Below are 23140 nucleotides of genomic sequence, written 5' to 3' on the forward strand. Positions count from 1 at the left end.
GACCAGGTGCACCGCACCGTGCACGTGGGCCTGACAACTCCCGAGCCCGGCGAGCTGTCAGGACCAGGTGCACCGCACCGTGCACGTGGGCCTGACAACTCCCGAGCGCGGCTCAGAGTGCAGCGGCCTTGCGCACCAGCACGCCGCGCTCGCGCTCGTTCTCGCACAGGCTCGCGGCGAGCTCCAGCTCACGGCGGGCCTCGGGCGCACGCCCCAGCCGCGCCAGCAGCTCTCCGCGCACGGACGGCAGCAGGTAGGACCCGCGCAGCGCGTCGCGCGCGACCAGGTCGTCGACGAGCGGCAGGGCCGCGGCCGGGCCGTGCGCCATCGAGACGGCCACCGCGCGGTTGAGCTCCACGACCGGCGACGGCGCCACCCGGCCCAGTGCCTCGTACAGCACGACGATGCGGTCCCAGTCGGTGCCCGGCACCGACGGCGCCACGTCGTGCTGCTCCGCGATGGCGGCCTGCAGACCGTACGGCCCGAGGCCCCTGCCGACGGCCACCGCCCGCGCCAGGGCGGCCCGCCCCCGCTGGATCGCGGACCGGTCCCACCGCCGACGGTTCTGGTCGGTGAGGAGGATCGGCTCGCCGTCCGGCCCGGTGCGCGCCGGGAACCGCGCGGCCGTGAGCTCGAGCAACGCCAGGAGCCCTTGCGCCTCGGGCTCGTCAGGGGCGAGCCTCGTGAGCACGCGCGCGAGCCGGATCGCCTCGGACGCGAGGTCGGTGCGCATCCACTCGGACCCGCCGGACGCCGTCGACCCCTCGGTGAAGATCAGGTACAGCACGTTGAGGACGGAGCCGAGCCGCTCGGCGCGGTCCTGCGCGGCGGGCACCTCGAACGGCACGCGCGCGGCCGCGAGCGTCTTCTTCGCCCGCGTGATGCGCGCCTGCACGGTGGGCACCGGGACCAGGAACGCCCGCGCGATCTCCTCGCTGCTCAGGCCACCCACGACCCGCAGCGTCAGCGCCACCCGTGCCTCCTTGGACAGCACCGGGTGGCAGGCGACGAACAGGAGCGCGAGTCGGTCGTCGCCGATGCGGTCCGGGTCCCACAGCAGGTCGGGATGGTCGTCGGCGCGTGCCGCCGAGCCCGGCCCTCCGGTGACGACGCCGCCCTCCCCGAGATCGCGGGCGAGGGCTGCGTAGCGCTCGTCGCGCCCGGCACGGCGCCGGAACGCGTCGATCGCCCGACGCCGCCCGGTCGCCAGCAGCCACGCGGTGGGGTCACGCGGGACCCCGTCGCGCGGCCAGGCGACCAGCGCCTCCGCGAGCGCCTCGGACGCGACGTCCTCGGCGAGCGCGAAGTCGTTCGTGTACCGGGCGAGGGCACCGACGATCCGGCTGGACTCGATGCGCCACACCGCCTCGACGGCGCGACGGGAGGCCGCGTCGTCGACGACGCGACCTCCCTCGTCCGGGTCAGGCCCGGAGGCCGGCTGCGCAGTGCTCACGACGCTCACGACGCTCACTGGGCGCGCTGCGCCTGCTCCTGCTCCTGGCGCCAGCCCTCCTCCTTGGCGATCCACTCGTCGTCCTGGGGGAAGTCCTCCGGGCCGTTGATCCGGCGCACCTCGAGCTTGGTGCCGGGGCCGCTGAGCGGGGCACGCTTGGCCCACTCGATCGCCTCCTCCTTGGTGGCGACGTCGACGATCCAGAAGCCGTTGAACAGCTCCTTGGTCTCGCCGTAGGGGCCGTCGGTGACGACGGGCGTCTCGGAGGAGAAGTCGACCACCGACCCCTCGGAGGCGTCGGAGAGCCCCTCCCCGGCGGCCAGGACGCCGGCGTCCATCATCGACTCGTTGTAGCGGCCCATGTCCGCGATGACCTGGGCGAAGTCGAGCTGCTCGTAGGCCGCCGCGCCCTCGTCCGTGGCCCGCATGATCAGCATGTACTTGCTCATCGTCCTGCTCCCTGTCGTGGTCGCGGTCACCCTTCTGGTGACCTTCTCATCCCCAGGTCGAACGGGGAACCGCGGGATCGACACCGGCCCAGAGCTTTTTTCAGATCCGCTCTTGCACTCTTTGGCTAATGGTGTTAGCTTCACGGCTATGGATACGACCCGGTACCTCACCCGCCCCGAAGGACGCCTCGCCTACACCGATGCCGGTACAGGACCGCTCGTGGTCGCCGTCCCCGGGATGGGCGACCTGCGTTCCACCTACGACGACCTGGTCCCCGCGCTCGTCGCCGCGGGCCACCGCGTGGTCGTCACCGACCTGCGCGGCCACGGCGACTCCGACACCACCTTCACGACGCACGGGGACGTCGCGACGGGCACCGACCTCCTCGCCCTCGTCGAGCACCTCGACGCCGGGCCCGCGGTGCTGGTCGGCAGCTCCATGGGCGGTTCGGCCGCCGTGTGGGCCGCCGCCGAGCGTCCCGACCTGGTGCGCGGGCTGGCCCTCGTCGCCCCGCACCTGCGCGAGCCGTCCTCGCCGGCGATGATGCGCGTCCACCGCCTGCTGTACCGGGCGGCGTTCGCCCGCCCGTGGGGTGCCGCCGCCTGGTCCCGGCTCTACACCTCGATGTTCTCCAAGGGGCGCAAGGGGCCCCGGCACACAGAGCACGTGGCCGCGATCCGGCACAGCATGGCCGACCCGGCGCGCCTGCGCTCCTTCCGCGACCTCGCCCTCGCGCTCGACCACTCCCCCGTCGAGCCGCAGGTGGCCCGGGTCCAGGCCCCCGCGCTCGTCGTCGTCGGCGAGCTGGACCCCGACTACTCCGACGCCGCCGTCGCCCTCGCCGAGATGCGCGACGCGCTGGGGGCGCAGGGCGTGCTGGTGCCGGGCGTCGGGCACTACCCCCAGCACCAGGCGCCCGACGTCGTGACCCCCGCGGTCCTCGACTTCCTCGCCGGTCTTCCCGTCGCCGTGGCCGACGAGCGGAGCACCCGTGCCTAGGGCCGGACTGTCCCAGGACGCCGTGGTACGCATCGCCGCCGACCTGGTGGACGCCGGCGGCCCCACCGGGCTCGCCGACCTCACCCTCGCGAAGGTCGCCGCGACCGCAGGCGTCGCGACGCCCAGCCTCTACAAGCACGTCGGCTCCCTGGCCGCGCTGCGGCGGCACGTGGCGCTCGTGGCCCTCGCGGACCTCACCACCCGCAGCGCCGCCGTGACGGTCGGGCGCTCCGGCCCGGACGCACTGCGGGCCCTCGCCCGCGAGTGGCGCGCGTTCGCGCGCCAGCGCCCGGGCCTGTACGCCGCCGTCCAGCTCGCGCCGGACCCGGACGCCCCCGAGGAGGCCGAGCACCGCGCGGCCGCGGCCCGCGTCGTCGCCCTCGTCGCCGCCGTGCTGCACGGTTTCGACCTGGCCGACGACCGCATGATCGACGCGATCCGTGCCGTCCGGGCGGGCATCCACGGCTTCGTCGTCCTCGAGCTCGCGGGCGGGTTCCGCCTGCCCGAGGACCTCGACCGCAGCTTCGACACGCTGATCGACATGCTGGTGGCCGGCGTCCTGAAGCTGGGGGGCGACGACGCATGAGCGCCACCCGCTCGGCCCGCTGGACGGCCTCGGGAGCCGTCACCGCCGCCGTCCTGCTGCTCCTGTTCCCCGCCCTGCGTCCGTGGCCCGACGAGACGGTCGCGAGCCTCGCGCTCGCCGACGGTTTCGCGTCCGGCCGCTGGGTCGCCGCGCACCTGTGCGGGATCGCCGGGCTCACGCTGCTCGCACCGACCTTCCTCGGGCTGCGGCAGGTGCTCGCCGCCCGGTCCACGACGACGGCGCACCGGCCCCCCGGCGTCCGGGCGGCGTCGGCGGCGACCTGGACCGCCTGGGCGGGCGCCGCGCTGTGCGCGCTGTACTTCGGCGCGGAGACCTTCGGCATCCGCACCGTCGCGCAGGCCGCGCTCCGCGCCGGCGACCCCGCGATGCTGGCCGACGTCGACGTGCTGCGCAACCAGCCGGTGGCGCTGGCCACGTTCGGTGCCGGGCTCGCGCTCCTCGCGGCGTCGGGCGTCCTCGTCGCCGTCGCCGGGTGGCACGGGCGTGGGCTCCTGCGCTGGGCCGGGCTCGTCGTCGCCGCGGGGCTCGTGCTGTACCTGCCGCAGTTCTTCGGCCCGCCCGCGGTGCGGGTCGGGCACGGGGTCCTGCTTGCCCTCGGCCTGCTGGGGCTCGCGCGGGCGGTCGTCCGCGGGCGGCCGCCCAGGTGACGGAGCCCGCCCGGCCAGGAGACGGGCCCGTGCGGGCACGACGACGGCCGGCCACCCCGAGGGGTGACCGGCCGCGTGATCCGGGGTGAGGCCCGGACGTCGCACCGACCCGCGGTGCGGGTCAGTCGCTGTTGAAGATCGCCAGGAGGCGCAGGAACTCCAGGTACAGCCACACGAGGGTGACGACGAGGCCGAAGGCCGCCGTCCAGGCGAACTTCGCCGGCACGCCCTGCTCGACGCCACGCTTGATCGCGTCGAAGTCGACGATCAGCGACGCGGCGGCCAGGCCGACCGCGAACAGGCCGACGGCGATGCCGAGCACGCCGCCCCGCATGCCCCAGCCGTCAAGCACGCCCGTCCACGTGAGGACCACGTTGACCAGCGAGAAGACGAGGTAGCCCACCATCGCGATGAGCAGCCAGCGCGTGAACTTCGGGGTGACGCGCACCTTGCCGGACTTGAACAGGAAGAGCGCGGCGACGAAGGTCGCCATCGTCGCGACGATGGCCTGGAGCACGATCGACGTCAGCGGCGTGCCCGAGCTGCCGACGGCCATCTGGGCGAACGCGATGCTGATGCCACCCAGGAACACGCCCTGCGCCACCGTGTAGGCGACGATGAGCGCCGGGCTGGGATTGCGCTTGAACGCGTTGACGAGACCGAGCACCAGGCCGGCGATCATGCCGATCGGCCACAGCTGCGGCGCGAAGTTCCACGTCGCCGCCGCGACGACGACGAGCAGCGCGAGCAGCCCGCCCGTCTTGATGATGACGTCGTCATAGGTGAGGCGCTTGGTGTCGGCGGTGGTGGCCGCCGGCGCGCTGTACATGTTCTCGAGCGACGCGGCGTCCGCGGCCTGCGTACCGGTGGTTCCGGCCATGTGCCCGTACTGCGGGGCCGTGGCCGTGCCACGGCCCCGGCGGGGCTCGCCGAAGACGTCGCTGTTCCTGAGGACGGGGTTGGTCATGAACTCCTCCTGGTCGCGGCTGCCGGGTGCTCGGCGACGGGTTGTCGCACGCGCAGGGCCGGGTCGCTGGCCGTTGCGATCCATCGTAATGAACGCGCCAGGCTCCCGGGACGTTCCCGCGCCCGCGAATCTCTCCCGGCCGCGGCCGGATCACCCGGTCAAACCCGGTGACTGCCCCCGGACCTGCCGCTAGGCTCGCTACGACCCGTGAGACGCCGACCCGGCCGCCCGACGCGGCGGCCACCCGTGAGGGGCGCCATGATCGAAGCACGTGGCCTGACCAAGCGCTACAAGGACAAGCTCGCCGTCGACGACGTGTCGTTCGTGGTGCGCCCGGGCGTCGTGACGGGCTTCCTGGGCCCGAACGGGGCCGGCAAGTCCACGACGATGCGCATGATCGTGGGCCTGGACCGCCCGACGGCGGGCACCGTCACCGTCAACGGGCAGTCGTACGCCAGGCACCGCGCCCCGCTCGCGGAGGTGGGGGCGCTGCTGGAGGCCAAGGCCGTCCACCCCGGGCGCAGCGCACGCCAGCACCTGCAGGCCCTCGCCGCCACGCACGGCATCGCGACCAGCCGGGTGGACGAGGTGATCGACCTCACCGGGCTGACGGCCGTCGCCGGCAAGCGGGTGGGCGGGTTCTCTCTCGGGATGGGCCAGCGGCTCGGGATCGCCGTCGCCCTGCTCGGCGACCCGCGCACCCTCATCCTCGACGAGCCGGTCAACGGCCTGGACCCCGAGGGCGTGCTGTGGGTGCGCAACCTGGCGAAGCACCTCGCCGGTCAGGGGCGCACCGTGTTCCTGTCGAGCCACCTCATGAGCGAGGTCGCCCTCACCGCGGACCACGTCATCGTCATCGGCAAGGGCCGGATCCTCGCGGACATGCCCGTCACGGAGCTGGTCGACGGCGCCTCGCGCCGCACCGTGCGCGTCCGCTCGCCGCAGCAGGGCGACCTCGCGGACGCCCTGCGCCGTGAGGGCGGCGAGGTCACCGCCGCCGACGACGGCGCGCTCGAGGTCACCGGCCTCGACGCCGCGCAGGTGGGCGAGACCGCGGCCGCGGGCGGCGTCGTCCTGCACGAGCTCACGCCCCTGGCTTCGACCCTCGAGGAGGCCTACATGGCCCTGACCGCCGACTCCGTCGAGTACCATGCGGGCGACCTCGCCGACGTCGTCGGCAGCGCCGGCGGCCCCGCAGGGCGGTCCGCCGGGCCGGACGCCGGCACCCAGGCCGAGGCGGGCACCCGATGAGCGCCGCCGCACCGGCGACCCGGCACGACGGTCCGCCGTCGACGCCGACCGTCCGTCCCGTGACCTTCCCCCGGGTGCTGCGTTCCGAGTGGATCAAGTTCCGCACGCTGCGCTCCACCGTGTGGACGACGGTGATCACGGCCGTCGTCATGGTCGGCTTCGCCCTCATGATGGCGTCGCTCCTGCGGCTCGCCACCGACACCCCCGAGATGGCCGAGGGGATGGCGCAGGACCCGGGCATGCAGGCGGCCGGCATGACGGGCACCTTCGCGATCACGCTCGGCTACTCGTTCGCCCAGCTCGCCGTCGCGGTGCTCGCCGCGCTCGTCGTGACGAACGAGTACTCGACGGGGATGGTCCGCTCCACGTTCGCCGCCGAGCCGCGCCGGCTGCCCACGCTGGGGGCGAAGCTCGTCGTCATCGTCGTGACGGTCGTCGTCGTGATCACGGTGGCGCTGGCCGTCGCGTACCTCGTGACCCTGCCGATCCTCGACGCGGCGGGCATGAGCGTCGACCTGTCGGACGCCGAGCAGGTCCGTGCGCTGCTGGGCTGCGTCCTCTACCTGGCGACGGTCGCCGCGTTCTCGCTCGCCGTCGGGACGCTGATGCGCCACTCGGCCGGGGCGATCTTCACGCTGGTGGCGATCTTCTTCGTGCTCCCGATCATCTTCTCGATCGTCACCGCGGCGTCGGACGCCGTCTGGGCGGAGTGGGTGAACAAGCTGCTGCCGAGCGTCGCCGGCGAGCGGATCATCTCCACCGGGCCGACGCCCGACACCCTGCTCGAGCCCTGGACGGGCTACGCCGTGCTGGCCGGGTACACCGTGGCGCTGCTCGTCGCCGCGGCAGTGACCCTCCGGCGCCGCGACGCCTGAGCCGAAGGCCGGGTGGCCGGGCGCGTCCGCGCCCTCGGTCGCCGCGCCTGATCCCCCCGAGAGAACCCGTTGTGAGCGGGCTATTGGCCCTGTTCCCGTAGGGGAACAGGGCCAATAGCCCGCTCACAACGTCAGGCGGGGTCGCTGCTGGCGGCCTTCGACTCCGCGAGCCGGGCCTCCACCCGGTCCCGCTCCGCCTTCTCCGCCGCACGGGTCGCAGCCTTCTCCGCCCGTCGGGCGGCGCGGGCCTCCTGCTTCTCCCGGCGCCGGTCGCGGCGTCGCTCGATCAGCGTGTACAGCACCGGCACCACGAACAACGTGAGCAGCGTCGAGGAGATCAGGCCACCGATGACCACCAGGGCCAGCGGCTGGCTGATGAACGCCCCGCCACCGGTGAGTCCGACGGCCATCGGCGTCAGCGCGAAGATCGTGGCGAGCGCCGTCATCACGATGGGCCGCAGCCGCTTGCGCGAGCCCTCGCGCACGGCCTCGTCCAGCGACCGGGGGTGCCCCTTCGCCGGGTCCCGGTACTGGTTGATGAGGTCGATGAGCACGATCGCGTTCGACACGACGATGCCCACGAGCATCAGCACCCCGATGAGCGCGGGCACGCCCAGCGGGGTGTCCGTGGCCAGCAGCGCCAGCAGCGCGCCCGTCGCCGAGAACGGCACCGACACCAGCAGGATCAGCGGTTGCACCAGCGAGCCGAACGTCGCCACCATGACGAGGTACACGATCGCGATCGCCGCGAGCAGGGCGAGGCCGAGGTCGGCGAACGCGTCGGCCTGGTCCGCCGCGACGCCACCGATCTCCACGTTGGCCCCGGCGGGCAGCTCGAGGCCGTCCACCGCCGCGGTGATGTCGGCGCTGAGCGTGCCGACGTCCTGCGTCTCGGGGGTCACCGAGACGGTCGCCGAGCGCTCGGAATCGGTGCGCGAGATCGACGTCGGGACGTCGACCTTCTCCACCGCGGCGACGTCGGTGAGCGGGACCATGCCTGCTGCGGTCGGGACCTCGAGGTCCTCGATCTCGGCCTGCGTCGCCGGGGCCTCGCCGGACACCACGACCACGTCCGTGGGTCCGTCGCCGAGGTCGACCTCGCCCGCGGTCTGCTCCGGGCTCATGGCGCCCGCCACGATGCCGGAGACCTGCGTCTCCGTGAGGCCGAGCTCGGCCGCCGCCTCGCGGTCGACCGTCACCTGCACGACCTGCTGCGCGGCGGCGAGGTCGTTGCTGACCTCGGCCACGCCGTCCAGGTCGGTCACCGCGGCGGTCACCTGGTCGGCGGCGTCCGCGAGCGCGGCCTCGTCGTGCGACGTCACCACCAGGTCGACGCTGGAGCTGCCGAAGCCGCTGTCCCCGCCGGCGACGCTGACGTCGGTCGTGACGCCGCCGACGAGCGGCTCCACCGCGGCGCGGACCTCCTCCTGCGCGGCGACGCCGTCGGCGTCCGGGTCGAGCGTGATCGAGAAGCTCGCCGTCGGGGTGGAGCCGCCGCCGAAGAACGCGGCCTGCGCCGCGTCCGCCGTGCCGACGGTGGTCTGCACGCCGGCAACGGCGTCGACGTCGGCCAGCGCGTCCTCGACCTCCGTGGCGGCGGCGTCCTGCGCCTCCAGGGAGGCACCCGTGGAGAACGTCTGCGTGACGGTGACGGTGTCCTGGCCGCTGTCGCCGATGAAGTTCGTCTCCAGCCGCGGGACGAGCGCGAGCGTGCCGCCCAGGACGGCGACGGCGACCACCAGGGTCACCCAGGGCAGGCGCAGCGCGGCGCCCAGCGTGGGCACGTAGGCCCGCTGCCACAGCCCGCGGCGCTCCTTGGCCTCGGCGGCCTCGCGCACCTGCTCGGCCTCGGCCTGCGAGGCGGCGACCGCCGGCGTCTTGACGAACCAGTACGCGAGCACCGGCACGATCGTCAGGGCCACCACGAGCGAGGCGAGCATCGCGATCGCGACCGTCATCGCGAACGGCCGGAACAGCTCGCCGACCATGCCGCCGACGAGCGCGATCGGCGCGAACACCGCCACCGTGCAGATGGTGGACGCCGCGATCGCGCCGCCCACCTCGCGCACGGCCGTGAGGATGGCGGCCTTCTTCTCCTCGCCGTACGACAGGTGCCGCTTGATGTTCTCGATGACGACGATCGCGTCGTCGACGACGCGGCCGATCGAGATGGTCAGCGCGCCCAGCGTGAGGATGTTGAGCGTGTAGCCCGTGACGTTCATGACGAGGAACGTGGCCGCCAGGGACACCGGGATCGACACCGCGGAGACCAGCGTGGAGCGCAGCGACATCAGGAAGAACAGGATGACGAGCACCGCGAAGACGAGCCCGAGGCCGCCCTCGGTCGCCAGGCCCTCGATCGACTCCTCGATGAACGGCGCCTGGTCGAAGACGACGGCGGTCGTCACGCCCGCGGCGGACAGCTCGCCGGCGAGGTCGTCGAGCGCGTCCTGGACGGCGTGCGACACCTCGACGGTGTTGCCGTCCGGGGTCTTGGTGATGGCGACGCCGAGCGACGGCTCGCCGTCGAGCCGGGAGAAGGAGGTGGCCTCGACGGGCGCGACCTCGACAGTCGCGACGTCCTCGAGGGCGACGGGCTCGGGGGCCTGCGGGACGCGGGGATCCGTGGGCGGCGCCGCCTCCCCGTCACCGGTCTCGCCCGTCGTGCCACCGGTCGCGTCGCCGGTCGTGTCACCGGCGGTGGCTGCGCCGGCCGCGGCGGCGGCGGCCGGGTCGACGACGAGCGGCAGCGCCCTGAGGTCCGCGAGGCTGTCGATGCCGGAGCCCGCCTGCACCGAGTAGGTGACGTCGTCGGCCGTGATCGTCCCGGCGGGGAGCACGACGCCGTTGTCCTTGAGGACGTCGGCGACGTCCTGCGTCGTCAGGCCCGCCTCGGCGAGCTTCTCGGTGTCCACGTCGACCAGGACCTGCTCGGTCTCGCCGCCCGTCACCGCGACGGAGCGCACGTCGTCGAGGTCCTCGAGCGCGGGCACGACGACGGTCTCCACCGTGTCCGCCAGGTCCGCGGGGTCCAGGGAGTCGTCGGCGCCGGCGGCCGCGAGCTGGATGACCGGCAGGTCGTCGAGCGACCCGGTGACCACCTGCGGCTCGACGTCCTCGGGCAGCTGCGACTGCATGCGCGTGATCGCCGTCTGCAGCCGCTGCGTGGCCGAGTCCATGTCGGTGCCGTACACGAACTGCACCGTGGTCACGGAGCTGCCCGTGGACGCCGTCGAGCCGAGGGACTCGATGCCCTCGACCGACTGGGCGGCGGCCTCGATCGGCTCGGTGACGCGCTCCTCGACGACCTCCGGGGAGGCCCCCGGGTACACGGCGACGACCGCCCCGGCGGGCAGCTCGAGGGACGGGATGAGCTCCTGCTTGAGGGAACCCAGGCTCATCACCCCGAAGACGAGGATCGCCATCGTCGCCAGGGCGACGACGGCGCGGTTCGCCAGGGACAGGCGGGCAAGTCGGAACACGCTCACTCCAGACAGGGCGGTCGGCAGGTCGGGCACGACTCCGCTGTCGTGACGCACGGCAGAACGGACGATACGCCCTCGAAGTTCCGGTCGCCGCGTCCGCGCGTCCACGGAGCCCTTCGTCACTCCCCGCCCGAGGGGCCACGCCGACACGAGGTCGCCGCCGGCATCTCTGCCCTCGGCAGATGCGCTGCGGGCAGAGAACCCTTCTTTGCCGCCGTCCGACGGCGGACGGTGGGCTCATGAGCACACCACCAGTGACCCAGGCACCCTTCGACGACCAGCTCGCCGCCCGGCTGCTCCACCAGCGCATCGTGGTGGTCGGCGGCGAGATCGACGACGCCGTCGCACACCGCGTGGTCGCGCAGCTCCTGCTGCTGTCCGCCGAGGACCCGCGCGCCGACGTCGCCCTCTACATCAACTCCCCCGGCGGCTCCGTGACGGCAGGGCTCGCCGTCTACGACACGATGCGGCTGCTCCCGGGCGACGTCGCGACGGTCGGCTTCGGCTTCGCCGCCAGCATGGGCCAGTTCCTGCTGACCGCGGGCACGACGGGCAAGCGGTACTCCCTGCCGCACACCCGCGTGATGATGCACCAGCCGTCGGCGGGCATCGGCGGCACCGCCGTCGACATCGCCATCCAGGCAGCAAACCTGGAGCACACCAAGCGCGTCGTGCACGAGCTCACGGCGCAGCACACCGGCCGCACCGTCGAGCAGATCACCGCCGACGCCGACCGCGACAGGTGGTTCACCGCGCCCGAGGCGCTCGAGTACGGGCTGGTGGACCGCATCGTGGAGTCCGTGGACGACGTCCGGCCGTCCGCGGCCGGCCGGAAGGCGGGGCTGTGATGACCGGCTACACGATCCCCAGCGTCGTCGAGCGCACCCCGATGGGCGAGCGCTACTCCGACGTCTTCAGCCGGCTCCTGCGCGAGCGCATCGTGTTCCTCGGCACGGAGGTCGACGACGGCGTCGCGAACGTCGTCAACGCGCAGCTGCTGCACCTGGAGTCCGAGGCGCCCGACCAGGAGATCAACCTCTACCTCAACTCCCCCGGCGGCTCCGCCACCGCGATGACCGCGATCTACGACACGATGCAGTTCGTGCGCTGCGACGTCGCCACCACGTGCATGGGCCAGGCGGCCTCCGCCGCCGCCGTGCTGCTGGCTGCCGGGACCCCGGGCCGGCGCTCGATGCTCGAGCACTCCCGGGTGCTGCTGCACCAGCCGTCGGGGCAGGGGCAGGGCACCGTGTCCGACCTCGCGATCCAGGCGCGCGAGGTGCTGCGCCTGCGGGCCGAGACCGAGTCGCTCCTGGCCCGGCACACCGGCCAGACGGTCGAGCGGCTGCGCGCCGACACCGACCGCGACCTCATCCTGTCCGCGCACGAGGCCGTGGAGTACGGCGTCGCCGACGCCGTGATCACGTCGCGCAAGCAGCTGGCGTCCGCGGCCTGAGCGTGCCGCGCGTCGGCCGCGAAGCTCGGCGGCGCGGTGGGGCCACGAGAGGCGGCGGCACGCGCCGTCGCGGCCGGGCGGTGGTCCGTGGTCCGTGGGCCGCGACCCGCGGCTCAGGCAGCGAGGAGCAGTGCCTCGCGCGGGTCTTGGGCCGTGCGTGACGTGACGGACGCACGGTCCACGACCCGGCGGCCCACCGAGGTGAGCACCCGGACACGGCGGTCGCCCGCGGCCTGCTGCTCGATCGTGGCCGCGAGCGCGTCGTGCGCCTGGCCGACCAGGTCCACGAGGCGGATGCCCAGCGCCCCGCACACGGCGGCCAGCACCTCGGACGACGCCTCCTTGCGGCCTCGCTCCACCTCGGACAGGTACGCGGTGGACATCCGGGCGGTGGCCGAGACCTCCTGGAGCGTGCGGCCCTGACGCAGCCGGGCCCGGCGCAGGATGGCGCCGACGAGGTGGCGCAGCAGGGGCTCGCGCACGTGCTCCGTGCCGGTCTCGACTCGCGTGGGCGTCGTCATGCGGTCGACGCTACCCGCGCGGGACGCCGGAGGGCTCGGGCTCGGGCACCGAAGACGGCCGTTCTGCTGACGGCAGAAGGCGCCGGCGCCCGCTCGCCCAGAGCACCCCGCCGACCACCAGCACGGCGCCCGCGCCCTCCAGGAGGGTGACGCGCTCGCCCAGCACCCACCAGGCCGCCGTCATCCCCACGACGGGCACGAGCATCGAGAACGGCGCGACGACGCCGGCGGGGTGCCGGGTCATCAGCCACGTCCACACACCTGACCCCGCCACCGTGCCGACGAGCACCGTGTAGGCCAGCCCCACGAGCGCGCCGACGGCCCCCGGCTCGTCGAACGACGTGAGCGACGCACCGATCCGGTCCGGGCCCTCGACGGCGAGCGCCAGCGCGAGCATGGGCAGCGGCGGCACCACCGACATCCACAGCGTGAGGCGCAGAGGGCTGGCCGGGCGGGCCTGCCGGTTGCAGACGTTGCCGATCGCCCAGCCGAAGGCACCCGCCAGCGTGAGCAGGAACGGGATGACGCTCGCGTGCTCGGCTCGCTGCCACGCCACGAGCGTGAGCCCGCCGACGGCGACGAGGATGCCGAGCACCTGCCGCCCGCTCACCCGCTCGCGCAGGAACGTCGCGCCGAGCAGCACCGTGAACGGCCCCGACATCTGGAGCACCAAGGAGGCCAGCCCCGCGGGCATCCCGGCCGCCATCCCCCAGTACAGGAACAGGAACTGCAGGGTGCCGAAGCCCAGCCCGTACCCCACCAGCCAGCGCACCGGGACCTGCGGCCACGGCACGAACAGCACGGTGGGCACGGCGATGACTGCGAACCGCAGCGCCACCAGGAAGAACGGGGGGAAGTGCGCGAGCGACGCGTCGATCGCGATGAAGTTCAACCCCCACATCACGGCGACGAGGACGGCGAGCAGTCGGTGGCGGATCGGCATGGACCCAGCGTCGTTCCCCTGGGGTTTCAGGACAAGCAAAATCTCCTGCACTGTCTCTGTAGCCTGGCTTCATGGACATGCGTCACCTGGAGCTGTTGCGAGAGCTCGCCGACCGCGGCACCATCACCGCCGTCGCCGCGGCCACGCACCGCACCCCGTCCGCCGTCTCCCAGCAGCTGCGTGCCGCGCAGCGCGAGCTGGGCGCACGGCTCGTGGAGCCCGCGGGGCGCGGGCTGCGCCTCACCGACGCCGGGATGCTGCTGGCCGACGCCGCCGCGGGCGTCGCGGCCGCCGTCGAGCAGGCGCAGGCGCGGTGGGACGAGTTCCGCGGAGAGCCGGCGGGCGTCGTCTCCGTCGCGTCCCTGCCCAGCGCGGCGGCATTCCTGCTGCCGGCCGTGATGCGCGACCTCGCCGAGACCGCCATCGAGCTGCGGTGCACCGACACCGACATCGCCGAGGCCGAGTACGGCGGGCTCACCGCCGACCACGACGTCGTCGTCGCCCACAGCCTCACCAGCGTGCGGCCCGCCGGGACCGACGGCCTCACCGTCGTCCCGCTCGCCCGCGAGCCCCTCGACATCGCGATGGCCACCCGGCACCCGCTCGCCCGGCGCGACGTCGTGCGGCCGGCCGACCTGGTGGACTGCGACTGGATCGGCGTCCCGCGCGGCTTCCCGTTCGACACGGTGCTCCAGACCGTCGCGCGCGTCACCGGTGCCGAGCTGCGCGTCACCCAGCGGCTGCGCGACAACCGGCTCATCGAGGCGCTCGTCGCGGCCGGGGACCACGTCGCCGTCCTGCCCCGGTTCACCACGCCCACCGGCGCGGGGCTGGTGCTCCGGGAGCTGGCGGACGTCGCGTCCGCGCGGCACGTCTCCGCCGTCCTGCGTCCCGACAGGGCCGAGCGGCTCGCCGTGCGCCACGTCGTCGAGGCGTTCCGGCGCGCCGGGGCCGCGGCACAGGCCGGCAGGGTGCCCCCGCCCGGGTTCGAACCGGGACTGGACCGGGTTTAAGCCGGCTGCCTCTGCCAGTTGGGCTACGGGGGCCACGCCGAGATAGAGAGGGTCTCACGCCGAGATAGAGAACCTCCCCGCCGAGATAGAGAACCCCGCCGAGACGCAAGGCGGACGAGGCCGCCGCGGCCTCGTCCGCCTCTCGGTGCCCGCCCTCTATCTCGCGGGTCCGCGTTCTCTATCTCGCGGGTCCGCGCTCTCTATCTCGCGGGTCCGCCCTCTCTATCTCGGCGAGGTGGCCGCCTCAGCCCTTCTCGGCGGCGGCCGCCGAGGACTGCGCCTTCTGCTCGACCTTCTCACCGGCGGGCTTCGGGGGCACGGACGCGTTGCGGAACTCGTCGCGCGGGTCGTGCAGCGACCCGAGCGAGACGATCTCGCGGCCCATGACGAACTGCCCGATCCAGCCGATGAGGATGCGGAGCTTGCGGTTGCCCGTCGGCATGGCCATCACGTGGTAACCCCGGTGCGCCAGCCACGCGAGCGGGCCGCGGAGCTTGAGGAAGCCGAACAGCTCGGCCACGCCCTTGTACAGGCCGAGCGACGCGACGACGCCGACGCTCTTGTGCTTGTACTCCACCGGGGCGCTGCCCTGGTACTGGGCGACGATGTTGTCCGCCAGGCGGTTCGCCTCACGGATCGCGTGCTGGGCGTTCGGGGGGCAGAACTTGCCCGGGTTCAGCAGGTCCGGCACGGCAGCGCAGTCGCCCGCGGCCCAGGCGTCCGGGACGACCTCGTTGATCGAGCCGTCCTCGTTCGTCGTCGCGACCTGCAGCGTCGCCGAGACGGTGATCCGCCCCATCCGGTCCACGGGGAGGTCGGAGGCGTCCTTGATCACGGGGTTCGCCTTCACGCCCGCGGTCCACACGATCGTGTCGCTGTCGAACTCGACGCCGGTCGACAGCACCACGTGGCCGTCGACGCACGACGACAGGAACGTGCTGAGGTGGAACTCGATGCCGCGCTTCTTCATCTCCTCGAGCGCCCACTGCCCCATCGGCTCGGACACCTCCGGCAGGATGCGGCCCGAGCCCTCGACCATCACGAAGCGCAGGTCCTCGGAGTCGATCGTCGGGTAGTTCCGCGTGGCGTAGCGCGCCATGTCCTCGATCTCGGCGAGGGCCTCGATGCCCGCGAACCCACCGCCGACGAACGTGAACGTGAGCATCCTCTTGCGCAGGTCCGCGTCCCAGGTGGACGACGCCACGTCCATGCGGTTCAGCACGTGGTTGCGGACCGCGATGGCCTCCTCCACGTTCTTGAAACCGATCGCCGTCTCCGCCAGGCCCGGGATGGGCAGCGTGCGCGACACGGACCCGAGACCGACGACGAGCTGGTCGTAGGAGACCTCGTAGTCCGGCCCCTCCTCAGGGCGGATCGTCACCTTCTTGTCGGCGTGCGCGATGTGCACGACCTTGCCCTGCAGCACGTCGACGCCCTTGAGCGCCTTGCGGTGCGGGGCGACGACGTCACGGGCGTCGATCGACCCTGCGCCGGCCTCAGGCAGGAACGGGGCGTAGGTCATGTACGGCCGCGGGTCGACGACGACGATCGCCGCCTCGCGCTTGGCCAGCTTGCGGCGCAGGCGACGCGCCACGTAGAGGCCGACGGAACCGCCGCCGAGGACGACGACGCGCGGGGTCTTGCGGGGTCGGGCTGCCGGCGCCGGCGCATCCTGGGCATGGGTGTCCGAAGACAGAACGTTCTGAGGCATGCACTCAGTCTACGACCGCCTCCACCACTCGCAGGCGGAAGGTCCACTGTGCGGCCGCTCACCACGGACCGGCCCGTCAGCCTGCGGGTTCGACGGCCGTGGCGGTCGTGCGTGCCCCTGGCGCGACGTCCTTGGACGACGGTGCGGTGGACGCGCCGGACCCGCCGTCACGCTCCGGCGACGAGCCCGCGGACGACTCGTCGGTCGACGTGCCCTTCGCCGTCTCCTCCGGCTCGTCCTTCGGCGTCTCCTTCGACTCGTCGGTCGGCTTCGACGACGGCTCGGACGACGGGTCGGACGACGGGTCGGACGAGGCCGCGCCCCCGGAGGTGAACGATGTCGGCGCCTTGAGGAACGGCCACGGCATGGCCTCGGGCTGCACGCCGACCTGCGGTGCCCACAGGCCGGTGTCGTCGGACCATTCCATGCCGCCCTCCGGCACCGCGCGCAGCGGGTACACGTTCCAGCGGTCCCGACCGTCGTCGGCCGTCATCGGCCGGAAGTACCAGCTGCCCTGGACGTCGGGCACCGCCCACGCCTGCTCGCCGCCGCCGTCCGTGACCGTGCGCACGGCGCGGCCGCGGTCGTCGAAGACCTGGACGTCCTTGATCGGGTCACCGTTCGCGTCGTAGACGAACAGGTTCGACACCTGCATGCCGTCCACCCAGACCCCGTCCTCGCCCCAGCTGTCGCCGTACGCGACGTTGCGGGCGTCGTCACGGCCCGCGGCGTAGCCGGCGTCGTACGACCCGCCGCCCGACCACGGGTCCGCCCCCGCCACGGACTCCCGGTACGTCGTGCCGGCGACGGCCGGGACGAGCAGCACGGCGACGACCGACGCCGCGACCGTGGCCCGCGGCTGCCAGCTGCCCGGGATCCAGCGGCCACGCGCCCACTGCACGCTCACGAGGGCGCCCAGCGCCATCACCAGCAGCTCGCCCGCCCCCTCGGGGACCACCGAGGGCCGTCCCCCGCCGAGCACGGTCACGAGGAAGGCCCCCACGATCCAGCCTCGCGCCACCCACCAGAAGGGTCGGACGTCGCGACCCAGCCCGCGCAGCCGCTCCCACTGCGGCGTGCTCGTGACCGGGCTCCAGGCCCGCTGCCAGCGCTCGGCGAGCCGGGCTCCGCGCGCGGCGAGCGTGCGGCGCGACCTACGACGCCCGTCGCTCAGGACGCGAGGCGGCAGCCCCGCAGCGGCCCGCAGCTCGGCCGCGTAGGCGTCCGCCGGCCCGAAGTGCGTCCCGAGGTCGAGCGTGACGTCGTCCTGCGGTGCCCTGCCGACCGCCGTCTCGAGCGGGGCCGTGGCGTCGGCGAGCGCGTCGACGAGGTCCGCCTCGAGCCCGTCGGTGAGGTCCTCGACGACGTCCGGGCCGAGGTCCGCCAGGTGTAGCCGCACCGCCTGCGCGTAGCCGCGGGCGTGCGCGTCGAGGACGGCGCCGAGCGACGGGCGGACGCCGGCGGCCCCGGCGGCGACGGGCTCGGTGGCGCCGGTGTCGGTGCCGGTGCCGGTGCCGGTGCCGGTGTGCGTGGTGCTGTTGTCGGTGCTGGTCATCTCGCGCTCTCGTCCCTGCTCCCGAGGAGGCCGCCGACGGTGCCGGTGAACTCCTGCCACTCCTTGCGCTGGATCGCGAGCATCTCGCGCCCGTGGGCGGTGATGCCGTAGTACTTGCGGTGCGGGCCCGTCCCGGACGGCACGACGTAGCTGGTCAGCGCCCCCGCGGAGTACAGCCGGCGCAGCGTGCCGTACACGGAGGCGTCGCCCACCTCCTCGAGCCCGCGGGCACGCAGTCGCCGCACGATGTCGTACCCGTAGCCGTCGTCGTCCTCGACGACGGCGAGCACCGCCGCGTCGAGCACCCCTTTGAGCAGCTGTGTGGTGTCCACGAACCTCTCCCTCGCTCCTGTGCGAGGAACACTAGTGCGCAATGCGTAGTACGTCCATCACCCCACGCCCCTCCCGCCGCGGCAGCCGGCGCACCCACCGTCCCACCGCCCGCTCACAACGTCAGGCGAGGGAGAGCGCGATGCCGTCGAGGATGTCGGACTCGCTGGTCACGACCTGCGTGAGCTCGCGGCCCTCCGCGGCGACGTCGGCACGCACGCGCGCCACGACCTCCGACCACACGAGCACGCCCGCACCGATGACGTCCGCACGCCCGGGGTGCATGAAACCCAGGGCGAGGCGCCGCGCCCGCGACCGGTGCAGGAGGTCGTCGCACGCGGCCAGCACCTCCTCGACGCCGAGCACCGCGCCGTGCACCCGCTCGCGCTGGTAGCTCGACAGGCCGAGCGCGTGCGCCGTCGCCGACGTCACCGAGCCGGCGAGGCCGACCAGCGTGACGGTCCTGCCGAACGGGACGACCTCACCCGCACGGTCGAGCGCCGCGCGCACGTCGGCCCGGGCCGCGTCCTCCTCGCCCGGCGTGGGCGGGTCGGAGTGCAGGTGCCGCTCCGTCATCCGCACCGACCCGACGTCCAGGGACAGTACGACGTCGGGCGACGTCGTGCCGAGGACGAGCTCGGTGGACCCGCCGCCGAGGTCGACGACGAGGTACGGGCCCGCGTGCCGCGCCGCGACGCCGGCGACCGCGCCCCGGAACGACAGCGACGCCTCCTCGTCACCCGAGGCCACCTCCGGCTCGACGCCGATCGCCGCGCGGACGCCGTCGGCGAACTCGGCACGGTTGCGGGCGTCGCGCGTGGCGGAGGTGGCGACGAAACGCACCCGCGTCGCGCCCGTCTCCGCGATGACGCGGGCGTACTCGCGCGACGCGGCGAAGGTGCGCTCCAGCGCCTCGGGAGCCAGCCGGCCCGTGCGGTCGACACCCTGGCCGAGCCGCACGATCTGCAGCCGGCGGTCGACCTCGACGAGCGTGCCGTCAGGGCCGACGTCGGCGACCAGGAGCCGGATGGAGTTGGTGCCGCAGTCCACGGCGGCCACGCGGGTGGTGGGGCGAGATGTCACCGGCACACTTTCTCACTCCCCACCGACGATGCGCTTCCAGCGAGCCGGAGGGCGTGCGGGGCGGAGGCGGGGTCAGCAGCTGCAGCGGTCGGGGCGCCACTGGTCGCGGACCAGCGCGAGCGCCTCGTCGCCCAGCGGGTTGACGCCCGGCCCGGCGGCCAGCGCGTGCCCCATGAGCACGTGGATGCACTTGACCCGCGTGGGCATGCCGCCCGCGGAGATGCCGTCGATCTCGTCGACGTGCCCCAGCTCCTCGCGCTGCGCGAGGTAGTGCTCGTGCGCACGCCCGTAGGCGGCGGCGAGCTCCGGGTCCTCACCGATCCGCTCGGTCATCTGCTTCATCACGCCCTCGGCCTCCAGGCGCGACGCCGCCGCGACCGCGCCGGGGTGCGTCAGGTAGTACGTCGTCGGGAACGGCGTGCCGTCGGGCAGGCGCGGCGCGGTGCGCACCACGAGCGGGCGGCCGCACACGCAGCGGGCGGCGATACCGACGACTCCTCGCGGCGTACGACCCAGCTGCTCCGCGAGCACCCCCAGATCACGGTCGGTGACGGCGGTGGGGTCGTCGGTCGTCGGGTCCACGGCGGGCTGTTCGGTCACGGGTTCCTCGGGGCGTTCGGGTGCGGGTCAGCACCCATTGTCCCCCGACCACGACGGCGGGGCCGCCGGTCAGTCGGCCGAGCCGTCGGCGACCTGCACGGACTCCCAGATCGACTGGTACCAGGGCACCGCGCCGCCGCCCGCCGTCCCGACCGGGCCGGCGGTGACGGCCTCGCCGGTGACGGGGTCGACGTCCTCGGGAGCCACCGTGTCGCCGTCGACCACGCGCCACACCGTGTCCGAAGGCATGACGTAGAAGAGCCGGGACCGCGCCTGCTCCTCGACGTAGGACCGGTCCTCCCAGCGGCCGAGCTCGACCGTGAGCCGGTCCCGCTCCGCCTCGTGCTGGGCGAGCTCGGTGCGCAGCCGGTCGAGCTCGGACTCCTGCTGCACCGCGCCGCGTACCGTCGGCAGCACGAGCACCGCGGCCAGGAGCACCACCACGGACAGCACGATGAGCCGGACGGTGAGGACCTCGGGCAGCACCAGACCCAGCCTGCTGCGGCGCCTGTCCTCGCGGGCCGGGCCCGGCGGGCGCCGCGGCGCGGTCCGACGACCGGCCGACGACGTCGGCGACCTCGGGCTGGACGCCGTCGTCGAGGACTTCGGCTTCGACCTCGGGGTCGAGGAGCCGGACGCCCGCGATCCTCCGCGCGACCCGGAGGGTCGCGACGCCGGGCGGCGTGACGAGGGTGCGGCGGGGCGGCGGGAGGACACGCCCTGATTCTGCCGACCGGCCGCGCCCTCGCCCGGGACCGTCGTCGGCGCGCCCCTCGTCCGAGACAGAAGGCGGACCCGCGAGAGAGAAGGAGCTCCGCGCACGATGCGTGCGCGGAGCCCTCTCCACCTCGCGGGTCCGCTCTGTCTCGGCGCCCGGAAGGGTGTCAGGCCTGGAAGCGCGGGAACGCGCTGCGACCGGCGTAGCGACCGGCGTCGTCCAGGGCCTCCTCGATGCGCAGGAGCTGGTTGTACTTGTTGATGCGCTCGCCGCGGGCGGGCGCACCGGTCTTGATCTGGCCGGCGTTGGTGGCCACGGACAGGTCCGCGATGGTGGTGTCCTCGGTCTCGCCGGAGCGGTGCGAGGTCATCGTGGTGAAGCCGTTGCGCTGCGCGAGCGTGACGGCGTCGAGCGTCTCGGTGAGCGTGCCGATCTGGTTGAGCTTGACCAGCAGCGAGTTGGCGGACTTCTCCTGGATGCCGCGCGCGAGCCGCTCGGGGTTGGTGACGAACAGGTCGTCGCCGACGACCTGGACCTTGTCGCCGACCTCGGAGACGAACTGCGTCCAGGCGCCCCACTCGTCCTCGGACAGCGGGTCCTCGATGGACACGATCGGGTAGTTCGCGACCATGTCCGCGTAGAGCTTGATCATGTCCTCGGTCGAGTGCGTCTCACCGTTCTTGAAGCGGTACGCACCCTCGGAGAAGAACTCGGTCGCCGCGACGTCCATCGCGATGGCGATGTCGGTGCCCGCGGTGAAGCCGGCCTTCTCGATCGCCTCGAGGATGAGGTCGAGCGCGGCGACGTTCGACGGCAGGTCGGGGGCGAAGCCGCCCTCGTCGCCGAGGCCCGTGGAGTAGCCCTTGGCCTTCAGCACGCCCTTGAGCGCGTGGTAGACCTCGGTGCCCGAGCGCAGGGCCTCCTTGAAGGTGCTCGCCCCGATCGGGGCGATCATGAACTCCTGGAAGTCGACGGTCGAGTCGGCGTGCGACCCACCGTTGAGGATGTTCATCATCGGCACGGGCAGCACGTGGGCGTTCGGGCCGCCGACGTAGCGGAACAGGTCCAGGCCCGCGCTCTTCGCGGCGGCCTTCGCGACGGCGAGCGAGACGCCGAGGATGGCGTTCGCGCCGAGCTTGCCCTTGTTCGGGGTGCCGTCGAGCTCGATGAGCGTCTGGTCGATGAGGCGCTGCTCCTCGGCGTCGTACCCGATGAGCTCCGGGGCGATGTCGTCGATGACGGCGTTGACCGCGCCCTCGACGCCCTTACCCAGGTAACGGCCCTTGTCGCCGTCACGACGCTCGACGGCCTCGAAGGCACCGGTCGACGCGCCCGACGGGACCGCGGCGCGGGCGAACGTGCCATCATCCAGCGCGATCTCCACCTCCACGGTGGGGTTGCCGCGCGAGTCCAGGATCTCGCGTGCTCCAACGGCTTCGATGCTTGCCACAGGTGCTCCTTCAGACGGGGCTCGCAGGCACCTCGCAGCCGGCCCGGACGCGTGCCCGGGACCGCGGACGCCCGCGACGGTGCTGGGTTGACGCCCCCAGCCTAGACCGGCCTCCGCCTTGGGTCTCCCGCGACCACTGGTCGGGCTGCCTGAGACCTTGCGTCCCGGGCAGGTCCTGGGAACGGAAAGGCGGGACCACCGCATCCCTTGTCCCACTACCGTGAGGCAGGTGGACGGTTTCTGGGACTTCGTCGGGTCGTACTGGTGGTTGGTCTTCCCGCTGAGCGGCATCGCCGGCGGATGGGTCCGGGGCGCCCAGAAGTGGGACGAGCGCCGCCGCCGCGACAAGCTCGAGATGTACCGCATCAAGCACGCCGGCGCGCAGGCCGCGAAGGAGTCCGAGGAGGCCCTGACCAGCGAGATCGAGCGCACGATCGCCGAGCACGACGAGACCGAGCGCCGCTGGCTCGACTACGAGCTCGACGCCGTCAAGGTCCTCGAGTACCCCGTGATGACCGACATGCGCGAGCAGGTGACCGTCGACTTCCACCGCGCCCGGCGGGACGCCGAGGGGCTACGGCCCGCCGACCTCGAGGAGCTCCGCGACCGGCGCCGCCTCGACCGATACCGCGAGGCCGTGCGGGAGTACCAGATCCGCTTCGACGTCGCCGAGCGCGAGGCCCGGCGCCGCCGTGCCTCCGACTTCACCCCTGCCGAGCGGGAGTCCCTGGAACGGGCGAAGAAGCTGCTCGCCCTCGCCGACGACGGCGGGGCCTCGCACGCCGAGCGGCAGTCCGCGTACAAGCGGGCGGTCAAGGAGCTCGAGGGCATCCTCGTGCTGCCCGACGCCGCCACCGACGCCATCGAGCACCGCATCGCGGGGCTGCTCGACCAGCCCACGGACCACCACGAGCACTGACCGAGCGCCCACAGAGCATCGACCGAGCGCCGACCGGCGCCCTCAGGCCGGCGGCAGCTTCTCGCCGGCCATCCGCCGGACGGGGGCGGGCAGCCGTGCTGCCGGAC

23 protein-coding genes and 1 tRNA gene are annotated in these 23140 nt (G+C 73.4%); 10 read left to right on the top strand and 14 right to left on the bottom strand.

All coding sequences use genetic code 11. The annotated features are described in order from the left end of the window. Positions 1-112: 112 nt before the first annotated feature. The gene (locus LEP48_RS05650) at positions 113-1363 is read right to left on the bottom strand and encodes an RNA polymerase sigma factor (RefSeq protein WP_225564846.1); all 1251 of its coding nucleotides are present in this window, start codon (positions 1361-1363) and stop codon (positions 113-115) included. Positions 1364-1467: 104 nt separating this feature from the next. Continuing rightward, on the bottom strand, positions 1468-1902 hold the full coding sequence (locus LEP48_RS05655) for a YciI family protein (protein ID WP_225564602.1): 435 nt from the start codon (positions 1900-1902) through the stop codon (positions 1468-1470). A gap of 148 nt (positions 1903-2050) precedes the next feature. Here LEP48_RS05655 and LEP48_RS05660 point away from each other — a divergent pair, with 148 nt between their 5' ends. The 3 genes from LEP48_RS05660 to LEP48_RS05670 are packed head-to-tail and all read left to right on the top strand — an operon-like array spanning position 2051 to position 4156. Beyond that, positions 2051-2902 (top strand): alpha/beta fold hydrolase, encoded by an 852-nt coding sequence (locus LEP48_RS05660; protein ID WP_225564603.1) that lies wholly within the window; start codon positions 2051-2053, stop codon positions 2900-2902. Next, positions 2895-3488, top strand: a complete 594-nt coding sequence (locus LEP48_RS05665; protein ID WP_225564604.1) for a TetR/AcrR family transcriptional regulator — start codon at positions 2895-2897, stop codon at positions 3486-3488. Before LEP48_RS05660 ends, LEP48_RS05665 begins: the two co-directional genes overlap by 8 nt. Continuing rightward, positions 3485-4156: a hypothetical protein gene (locus LEP48_RS05670; RefSeq protein ID WP_225564605.1), complete on the top strand. Its 672-nt coding sequence runs from the start codon at positions 3485-3487 to the stop codon at positions 4154-4156. Before LEP48_RS05665 ends, LEP48_RS05670 begins: the two co-directional genes overlap by 4 nt. 121 nt (positions 4157-4277) lie before the next feature. Here LEP48_RS05670 and LEP48_RS05675 read toward each other — a convergent pair whose 3' ends face one another. Continuing rightward, complete coding sequence (locus LEP48_RS05675) at positions 4278-5123, bottom strand: Bax inhibitor-1/YccA family protein (protein ID WP_225564606.1); 846 nt, start codon at positions 5121-5123, stop codon at positions 4278-4280. Positions 5124-5381: 258 nt separating this feature from the next. Between LEP48_RS05675 and LEP48_RS05680 the strand changes: the two genes are divergently transcribed. Both LEP48_RS05680 and LEP48_RS05685 read left to right on the top strand, forming a co-directional pair. Then, complete coding sequence (locus tag LEP48_RS05680; protein WP_225564607.1) at positions 5382-6374, top strand: ABC transporter ATP-binding protein; 993 nt, start codon at positions 5382-5384, stop codon at positions 6372-6374. 59 nt (positions 6375-6433) lie between these two features. Then, entirely contained in the window at positions 6434-7249 is an 816-nt protein-coding gene (locus LEP48_RS05685) for an ABC transporter permease (protein WP_225564608.1), read from the top strand. Between the two features lie 131 nt (positions 7250-7380). On the opposite strand, the gene LEP48_RS05690 is transcribed toward LEP48_RS05685, so the two are convergent. Beyond that, a complete protein-coding gene (locus LEP48_RS05690) occupies positions 7381-10731 on the bottom strand; it encodes an efflux RND transporter permease subunit (protein ID WP_225564609.1) in 3351 nt (1116 codons plus the stop codon). 242 nt (positions 10732-10973) lie between these two features. Here LEP48_RS05690 and LEP48_RS05695 point away from each other — a divergent pair, with 242 nt between their 5' ends. Together LEP48_RS05695 and LEP48_RS05700 are read left to right on the top strand one after the other, a co-directional pair. Then, positions 10974-11582 (top strand): ClpP family protease, encoded by a 609-nt coding sequence (locus LEP48_RS05695; RefSeq protein WP_225564610.1) that lies wholly within the window; start codon positions 10974-10976, stop codon positions 11580-11582. Beyond that, on the top strand, positions 11582-12190 hold the full coding sequence (locus tag LEP48_RS05700; RefSeq protein ID WP_225564611.1) for a ClpP family protease: 609 nt from the start codon (positions 11582-11584) through the stop codon (positions 12188-12190). The genes LEP48_RS05695 and LEP48_RS05700 overlap by 1 nt, the downstream gene beginning before the upstream one ends. A 113-nt stretch (positions 12191-12303) precedes the next feature. Here LEP48_RS05700 and LEP48_RS05705 read toward each other — a convergent pair whose 3' ends face one another. Next, a complete protein-coding gene (locus tag LEP48_RS05705; protein ID WP_225564612.1) occupies positions 12304-12711 on the bottom strand; it encodes a helix-turn-helix domain-containing protein in 408 nt (135 codons plus the stop codon). Positions 12712-12721: 10 nt separating this feature from the next. Next, positions 12722-13654, bottom strand: coding sequence for an EamA family transporter (locus LEP48_RS05710; RefSeq protein WP_225564613.1), 933 nt, complete (start codon positions 13652-13654; stop codon positions 12722-12724). 77 nt (positions 13655-13731) lie between these two features. Between LEP48_RS05710 and LEP48_RS05715 the strand changes: the two genes are divergently transcribed. Beyond that, complete coding sequence (locus LEP48_RS05715; protein ID WP_308009986.1) at positions 13732-14667, top strand: LysR family transcriptional regulator; 936 nt, start codon at positions 13732-13734, stop codon at positions 14665-14667. Here LEP48_RS05715 and LEP48_RS05720 read toward each other — a convergent pair. The 7 genes from LEP48_RS05720 to LEP48_RS05750 form a co-directional block, all read right to left on the bottom strand. After that, a tRNA-Leu gene (locus LEP48_RS05720) sits at positions 14627-14700 on the bottom strand. The genes LEP48_RS05715 and LEP48_RS05720 overlap by 41 nt on opposite strands. A gap of 211 nt (positions 14701-14911) precedes the next feature. Beyond that, positions 14912-16378: an NAD(P)/FAD-dependent oxidoreductase gene (locus tag LEP48_RS05725; RefSeq protein ID WP_225564614.1), complete on the bottom strand. Its 1467-nt coding sequence runs from the start codon at positions 16376-16378 to the stop codon at positions 14912-14914. Between the two features lie 76 nt (positions 16379-16454). Beyond that, complete coding sequence (locus LEP48_RS05730; protein WP_225564615.1) at positions 16455-17933, bottom strand: hypothetical protein; 1479 nt, start codon at positions 17931-17933, stop codon at positions 16455-16457. Next, entirely contained in the window at positions 17930-18265 is a 336-nt protein-coding gene (locus LEP48_RS05735; protein WP_225564616.1) for a PadR family transcriptional regulator, read from the bottom strand. Before LEP48_RS05735 ends, LEP48_RS05730 begins: the two co-directional genes overlap by 4 nt. Before the next feature lie 121 nt (positions 18266-18386). Then, complete coding sequence (locus LEP48_RS05740; RefSeq protein WP_422723801.1) at positions 18387-19352, bottom strand: Ppx/GppA phosphatase family protein; 966 nt, start codon at positions 19350-19352, stop codon at positions 18387-18389. A 66-nt stretch (positions 19353-19418) separates the two neighbouring features. Then, positions 19419-19946, bottom strand: coding sequence for a DUF501 domain-containing protein (locus LEP48_RS05745; protein ID WP_225564618.1), 528 nt, complete (start codon positions 19944-19946; stop codon positions 19419-19421). A gap of 69 nt (positions 19947-20015) precedes the next feature. After that, entirely contained in the window at positions 20016-20432 is a 417-nt protein-coding gene (locus LEP48_RS05750; RefSeq protein WP_225564619.1) for an FtsB family cell division protein, read from the bottom strand. Here LEP48_RS05750 and LEP48_RS05755 point away from each other — a divergent pair. Beyond that, positions 20401-20670, top strand: a complete 270-nt coding sequence (locus LEP48_RS05755; protein WP_225564620.1) for a hypothetical protein — start codon at positions 20401-20403, stop codon at positions 20668-20670. The two genes, LEP48_RS05750 and LEP48_RS05755, sit on opposite strands and share 32 nt — an antisense overlap. A gap of 160 nt (positions 20671-20830) precedes the next feature. Here LEP48_RS05755 and eno read toward each other — a convergent pair whose 3' ends face one another. Beyond that, positions 20831-22114, bottom strand: a complete 1284-nt coding sequence (gene eno / locus LEP48_RS05760) for a phosphopyruvate hydratase (RefSeq protein ID WP_225564621.1) — start codon at positions 22112-22114, stop codon at positions 20831-20833. Positions 22115-22343: 229 nt separating this feature from the next. On the opposite strand from eno, the gene LEP48_RS05765 reads away from it, so the two are divergent. After that, the gene (locus LEP48_RS05765; RefSeq protein ID WP_225564622.1) at positions 22344-23033 is read left to right on the top strand and encodes a hypothetical protein; all 690 of its coding nucleotides are present in this window, start codon (positions 22344-22346) and stop codon (positions 23031-23033) included. Positions 23034-23140 lie beyond the last annotated feature (107 nt).

The sequence above is a fragment of the Isoptericola luteus genome (genome assembly GCF_020297055.1).
GTDB classification, from domain to species: domain Bacteria; phylum Actinomycetota; class Actinomycetes; order Actinomycetales; family Cellulomonadaceae; genus Isoptericola; species Isoptericola luteus.

Coding starts and splice junctions, on each gene's coding strand:
- LEP48_RS05675 (WP_225564606.1), bottom strand. CDS start 5,123: ATGACCAACCCCGTCCTCAGGAACAGCGACGTCTTCGGCGAGCCCCGC.
- LEP48_RS05730 (WP_225564615.1), bottom strand. CDS start 17,933: ATGACCAGCACCGACAACAGCACCACGCACACCGGCACCGGCACCGGC.
- LEP48_RS05695 (WP_225564610.1), top strand. CDS start 10,974: ATGAGCACACCACCAGTGACCCAGGCACCCTTCGACGACCAGCTCGCC.
- LEP48_RS05725 (WP_225564614.1), bottom strand. CDS start 16,378: ATGCCTCAGAACGTTCTGTCTTCGGACACCCATGCCCAGGATGCGCCG.
- LEP48_RS05680 (WP_225564607.1), top strand. CDS start 5,382: ATGATCGAAGCACGTGGCCTGACCAAGCGCTACAAGGACAAGCTCGCC.
- LEP48_RS05715 (WP_308009986.1), top strand. CDS start 13,732: ATGCGTCACCTGGAGCTGTTGCGAGAGCTCGCCGACCGCGGCACCATC.
- LEP48_RS05705 (WP_225564612.1), bottom strand. CDS start 12,711: ATGACGACGCCCACGCGAGTCGAGACCGGCACGGAGCACGTGCGCGAG.
- LEP48_RS05700 (WP_225564611.1), top strand. CDS start 11,582: ATGACCGGCTACACGATCCCCAGCGTCGTCGAGCGCACCCCGATGGGC.
- LEP48_RS05710 (WP_225564613.1), bottom strand. CDS start 13,654: ATGCCGATCCGCCACCGACTGCTCGCCGTCCTCGTCGCCGTGATGTGG.
- LEP48_RS05655 (WP_225564602.1), bottom strand. CDS start 1,902: ATGAGCAAGTACATGCTGATCATGCGGGCCACGGACGAGGGCGCGGCG.
- LEP48_RS05670 (WP_225564605.1), top strand. CDS start 3,485: ATGAGCGCCACCCGCTCGGCCCGCTGGACGGCCTCGGGAGCCGTCACC.
- LEP48_RS05660 (WP_225564603.1), top strand. CDS start 2,051: ATGGATACGACCCGGTACCTCACCCGCCCCGAAGGACGCCTCGCCTAC.
- LEP48_RS05755 (WP_225564620.1), top strand. CDS start 20,401: ATGAGCCGGACGGTGAGGACCTCGGGCAGCACCAGACCCAGCCTGCTG.